Annotated in this window: 2 protein-coding genes; one reads left to right on the top strand and one right to left on the bottom strand. The window is 71.2% G+C overall.

Translation table 11 applies throughout. The annotated features are described in order from the left end of the window. The first annotated feature begins 121 nt into the window (after positions 1–121). The gene (locus AB7U92_RS21005) at positions 122–2,047 is read left to right on the top strand and encodes an EAL domain-containing protein (RefSeq protein WP_428581599.1); all 1,926 of its coding nucleotides are present in this window, start codon (positions 122–124) and stop codon (positions 2,045–2,047) included. 42 nt (positions 2,048–2,089) lie between these two features. On the opposite strand, the gene AB7U92_RS21000 is transcribed toward AB7U92_RS21005, so the two are convergent. Then, positions 2,090–5,398 (bottom strand): VCBS domain-containing protein (locus tag AB7U92_RS21000; protein ID WP_428581596.1); only part of this gene is annotated, 3,309 nt, incomplete at its 5' end.

Genomic DNA, 5,398 nt, shown 5'->3' with positions numbered 1-5,398 from the left:
GGCCTGTGGCAAGGCACTGCGGGCGCGCCGGCCGGCGATCCGGTGAGCCGGCTGTCGCGTTGGCGCGAAATCATTGCGAAGGCGAGTTCGGAGGGGTTCCAATGACGCCAGGGAGATTCTCATGTCGCTGATCGGCCAGATCTGGCTCAAGCTGTTCATCGTGATCGTGCTGGCCTTCGTCGGCGGCGTGGCCGTCCACACCGATTCGATGCGCGACACCCTGCAGGCCCAGCTGCGCATGAAGAACGCCGACAACGCCGGCGCGATGGCGCTGGTGCTGTCGCAGCAGAAGGGTGACCAGGCGCTGATGGATCTGGCGCTGTCGGCCCAGTTCGATACCGGCTACTACCGGCGCATCCGCCTGGTCGGCAGCGATGGCGCCGTGCTGTTCGCCCGAGAGGCGCAGCCGCGGCCGCTGGACGCGCCGCGCTGGTTCGAGCGGCTGCTGCCGATCGAGTCGCCGGCCGGCGTGGCGCAGGTGTCCGACGGCTGGCGGGCGATCGGCCGCGTCGAGGTCGAGAGCCACGACAGCTACGCGCACGACGAGCTCTGGCACGCCGTGCAGCGCGCCGGCTCGGCCATGCTGGTGCTGGGCCTGCTGGCCGCGCTGGCTGGCGCGCTGATCGTCGGGCGCATCCGCCGGCCACTGGAGCGGGCCGTGGAGCAGGCTCGCTCGCTCGAGCGTGGCGAGTACGTCACCGTCGACGAACCCGGCACGCCCGAACTGCGCCGGCTGGTGCGCGCGATGAACTCGATGGTGGCGCGGCTCAAGCAGGTGTTCGAAGGTCAGGCCAGGCAGGTCGAAACCCTGCGCCGGCAGGCCAACTGCGACGCGCTGACCGGCCTGTCGAACCGCGCCCACTTCCTCGGCCAGCTCGACGCCATGCTCCACCGCGAAGACGGCAGCGCCGAGGGCGGCCTGGTGCTGCTGCGCATCCTCGAGCTCGCCGAGCTCAACCGCAGCATCGGTCACGCCAGCGCCGATCGCCTGATCGAGACCGTGGCGCAGGCCCTGCAGGCCTACACCGCGCGCGTCGAGGGCTGCTTCGTCGGCCGGCTCAACGGCTCGGACTTCGCGATGTGCCTGCCCGCCGGCGGTGTGGCCGAGGAGACGGCCCGTGCCGTCTCCGCCGCGCTGCAGGCGGTGCTGCCGGCATTCGGCCGGCAGGCCGCGGTGGCGGCCGGTGCCGTCGAGGCCGCGCGTGGCATGCCGCTGGCGGAGCTGATGGCGCAGGCCGACATGGCGCTGGCGCGTGCCGAAGCGCAGGGACCGTTCGCGGTGGCCACCGCGGGCGAGCCCGGCCAGGCCCTGGCCCGCATGGGCGAGGGCGGCTGGCGGCGCCGGCTGCACGAGGCGCTGGGCGCCGGCCGGGTGGCGCTGGTGGAGTACCCGGTGCGCGGCAAGGGCGGGCAACTGGTGCACCTGGAGTGCCCGCTGCGCGTGCAAATCGAGCCCGAGGGGCCCCAGGAGCCGGCCGCGCGCTGGCTGCCGCTGGCCGCACGGGCCCGCCTGACCGCGGCGCTCGACGAACGGGCGCTATCGCTGGCACTCGGCGCGATCGCGATGGACGGCCTGCCGCGGGCCATCAATCTCGCCATCGGCTCGCTGTCGGACAGTGGTTTCGCGGCGCGGCTGCGGGCCCAGCTGATGCAGGCACCGCGCGCTGCGCGCCAGGTGTGGCTGGAGGTGCCCGAGGCCGCCGCGGCCGACCACTTCGAGCTCGTGCGCGAACTGGGCCGGCAACTGCGCCCCACCGGGGCGCGGCTCGGCCTCGAGCATGCCGGCGAGCGCCTCGGCCGCATCGAGCGCCTGTTCGAGCTGGGGCTGGACTACGTGAAGCTCGACGGCTCGATCACTCGCGACGTCGGTCGCGACACCCACCGTGCCGGCTTCGCCGCCGGGCTGGTGACGATGCTGCACAGCCTGTCGGTGCAGGTGATCGCCGAAGGCGTGGCCGCACAGGCCGACGCCGACGCCCTGTGGCAGTGCGGCGTCGACGCGCAGACCGGGCCCTGGGTCAGCGCGCAGCCGGGCAGCGCGGGCTGACCGGCAGTTGCGCTCGCGGCGCCGGGGCCGCAGCGTCGGCTCTTACGGGCCGACGCTGTCGACGATCAGCTTGCCGCGGTTGATCAGCTCCTGCACGATCTGCGAGTCGGTGGCGCTGCCGCCCAGACCCAGCGCGCTGGGCAGGTCCACGCCCTGCAGCACGATGGTCTGGTCCTCTGCGCCGGCCGAGTAGTTGCCGTCGGTGAACTGGCCGCTCGAGCTGATGCGGATCGTGGTCGTCGCCGAGGCGCCGCTGCCGCTGACCGAGAAGTCGAGATAGTTGGCCAGGTTGCCCGCCGTGTTGCCGGGGCCGAGGGTATCGCCGGACAGCAGGTCGCGCAGGTCGAGCACGTCGCCACCGGCCGACACCGCTGCCACGTTGAAGTCGGTGATCGTGTCCACGGCCGGCGCGCCGGCCGTGCCGCCGTCGGCCAGCGACCAGGCAAAGACGTCGGCAGTGGTGTCAGTCACCCCTGCCGCGCCCGTGCCGCCGGTCAGCGTATCGTTGCCCGCGCCGCCGCGGATCAGGTCGTTGCCGGCGCCGCCGACGATGACGTCGTTGCCGGCGTCGCCCCACAGCGCGTCGCTGTCGTTCTCGCCACGCAGGGTGTCGTCGCCGTCGCCGCCGCGCACCAGGTCCTGACCATTGCCGGCGTTGACGACGTCATTGCCGCCCAGTGCGTTGATGAAGTGATCGGTGTTGTTGGTGAAGGTCAGCGTGTTGTCGCCGTTGGTACCGGTCTGGGTGGAACTCGTGTTCTCGATGTACAGCGTGATCGTCGAGGAATCGGACGCCTCGGCACCCGTGCTGGCTTCCCGCGTCACGGCAGTGACCGTGAACGTCGTCGTCGTCGTGGAGCCGGCCGGCATCGTCAGCGAGAGGTTGTCGAGCTGCGCCGGCGTGAACTCCCAGACGCCGCCGCCGTTGTTCGTACCCGCGCTGAAGCTGGCCCCGGCCGGCACGCCCGACACCAGCACTCGCAGCGTCTCCGAACCATCGACATCGACGCGCGTGGCCAGGATCGGGAAGTTCACCGTTGCGGCGGTGCCCGTGCCCTGAACCACCGTCACGATGGCAGTGTCGCCCGCCACCACCGGCGCGTCGGTCACCGCCGTCACCGTCACGGGCAGGGTACCGGTGGTCGTCGCCGCCGGGCCGCTGGACTCCGTCGCGGTGGCCGTCACGCTCAGGTTGATCGTGCCGGCAAAGTGCAGCGGCGGCGTGATGCTCAGGTTGTTCAGCGACCAGCCCGTCACGTTCACGCTGGTGTTGCCGGCGGTCGCGGTGAAGGTGTTGGTGCCGTCGCTGATCACCGCGCCGACCGGGATGCTGCCGATGGTCAGGCCGAGCGTCTCCGAGCCGTCGGTGTCGTTCAGGCTGGCCGAGATGGTGCCCAGTCGGATCGAGGTGTCTTCGCTGCCGCCTGCGCCGACGGGGTAGTAGCCGCCGTCGCCGTTCGGCACCAGCGGGCCCGACACCGTCGGGCTGCCGGTGAAGTCGCTGGTGTTCGAGTAGAGGCGGAAATTGGCGGTGTTCAGGTCTTGCGCCGGGCCACCGTTGACCGACATGTTGATGTCGAGGTCGCCGACGCCGTCGCCGTTGTAGGCGATGACCTCCAGCGAGTAGTAGCCCGACACCGACGGCGTGAAGCCCGCGGCCGTGAACGTGCCCCAGTTGTTGAAGCCGACGCCGTAGACGCTGGTGCCGCCGAGCTTGACGGCCAGCGTGTCGTCGCGGCTGCCGGTGATCTGGTAGGTCTGGCCGGCCTCGAGGTAGACGTAGCCGCTGTAGCGGTAGGCATCGTCGACGTTGAGGTCGGGAATGCTGATGTCGGTGACCGTGGTCGTCGTGGTCGGCGCGGTGCTCTCGACCGCCGCCTCGACCACTGCGACGTCGCCGGCGTTCGACGAGCTGACGCCGGCGATGTCCTGGAAGAACTCGCGGACCAGGCCGGTGCTGACCGGGAAGCTCGGCGGCGTGCTCGTACCGCCGGTGTTCGTCGTGCCGTTGATCACCAGCGTCGGCGCATCGGCCACCGCAGCCACGTTCAGCGTGACCGTCGCGGTCGAGCTGCCGCCCTGGCCGTCGGAGATGGTGTACGTGAACGAGGCCGGGCCGCTGTAGTTGGCGGTGGGCGTGAAGACGACGTTGCCGCCCACCAGCGCCACCGTGCCGTTGACCGGGCTCTGCACGCTGGTGATGGTCAGCGTCGTGCCATTGTCGACGTCGGTGTCGTTGGCCAGCAGCACCGCCGGCACGATGGTCAGGACCGTGTCCTCGGTCGCCGGGCCGGTATTGGCGTTGGCCACCGGCGCATCGTTGGTGCCGGTGACCGTGATGACGAGGTTGGCGGTGGCCGAGGCACCGGCGCTGTCGGTGACGGTGTATGGCACCGTGATGATCTGCTGCTGGCCGACGCCGAGCGATTGATAGGCCGCGACGGCCGGGTCGAAGCTGTAGGTGCCGTTGGCGTTGAAGGTCAGGCCGGCCGGTGCCGCGCCGTTCAGGGCGAAGGTCAGCGTGTCGCCGTTGTCGACGTCGGTGGCGGTGACGGCGCCGGTGACCACGGCGGCGTCCTCCGCGACGCTGAAGCTGGCCGCCTGGGCTACTGGGCCGTCGTTGGTGCCGTTGATGGTGACGGTGACGGTGGAGGTGGTGCCGTCCACCGAGCGCACCGTGAAGGTGTCGGTGAGGGTCTGGCCGGCGCCGAGCGCCTGGATGGCCGGGTTGGTGTTGGAGGCGTTGTAGGTCCACGCGCCGCTGGCCGCGAGCGTGAAGATGCCGTAGGAGCCGGGCGTGGCCACCTGGGGCTGGAAACTGCCCTGGCCGGTGTCCGCGTCGGTGACGGTGAGCGTGCCGCCGGTCGACAGGTTGCCGCCCGACACGCCCACGTCCTCGGTCACGGAGCCCGTGCCCGCCGAGATGACCGCTACGTCGTTGGTACCGTTGATGGTGACGGTGACGGTGGAGGTGGTGCCGTCCACCGAGCGCACCGTGAAGGTGTCGGTGAGGGTCTGGCCTGCGCCAAGCGCCTGGATGGCCGGATTGGCGTTGGAGGCGGTGTAGGTCCACGCGCCGCTGGCCGCGAGCGTGAAGTCGCCGTAGGTCCCGGTCGTCGCCACCTGAGGCTGGAAGCCGGCCTCGCCGGTGTCGACGTCTGTGACGGTCAGCGTGCCGCTGGTGCCGAGGTTGCCGCCGGTGACGGCGACGTCCTCGGTGACGGCGCCCGTGCCCGCCGAGATCACGGCTGCGTCGTCGGTGCCGTTGACAGTGATCGTGATGGTGCGCGTGGTGCCATCGACGGTGGTGACGGTGAAGGTCTCCGTCGGTGCCGCGCCCGAGGGCAGGGC

The organism is Piscinibacter sp. (assembly GCF_050175855.1).
Lineage (GTDB): Bacteria > Pseudomonadota > Gammaproteobacteria > Burkholderiales > Burkholderiaceae_C > Piscinibacter.
The sequence above is the reverse complement of the archived record's forward strand: the minus strand, read 5'-3'. Positions and strand labels throughout refer to the sequence as shown.